The organism is Nocardioides sp. YIM 152588, assembly GCF_040191335.1.
Lineage (GTDB): Bacteria > Actinomycetota > Actinomycetes > Propionibacteriales > Nocardioidaceae > Nocardioides.
On the sequence record NZ_JBEGDJ010000119.1, the window covers coordinates 1 to 516 of the forward strand.

Annotated in this window: 1 pseudogene; it reads right to left on the reverse strand. The window is 82.2% G+C overall.

Going from position 1 to position 516, the window contains the following annotated elements:
- Positions 1-44: 44 nt before the first annotated feature.
- A pseudogene (locus ABLM29_RS22295) lies at positions 45-516 on the reverse strand (translation initiation factor IF-2); the annotation flags it as partial.

The following is a 516-nucleotide window of genomic DNA, read 5'->3' on the forward strand; positions in this document are numbered from 1 at the left end:
CGAGGCGGTCGCGGTCCTGCTCGCCGGGGTCGCGGCCGGGACGATCAACGCCGCCGTGGGCTCGGGGACTTCGGCATCATCGCCGGGTTCGGGCGCGGCATGCCCGGGCGACCGCCGCCACCGGGGGCGGCCGGACGCGGTCCGCGGCTGTCACCGGCGTCGCCGCCGGGGGCCGGGGCCTGACGACGACCCATGCCCTGCGACGAGGCGAACGGGTTGTTGCCCGGGCGCGGGGTGCCGCCGGGCTTGCCGACCGGACGCGGCGCGGGCGCCTTGGGCGTCGGGGGCTTGGGCGCACCCGGCTTGGGCGCGCCGGCGCCACCCTCGGGGCGACCGGACGGCTTCGGGGCCGCCGGACGGGAGGCCGGCTTGGCCGCGGGCTTCGCGGCGGCGGCCAGGGTCTCCGGGGTCTTGGGACGCGCCGGGCCGGGCTTCGCCGCGGCGGGGCCGGGCTTGGGCGCGGACTTCTTCGGCGCGGCCGGGGCGGGGGCCTCGGCAGCCGGCGCCGGAGCAGCC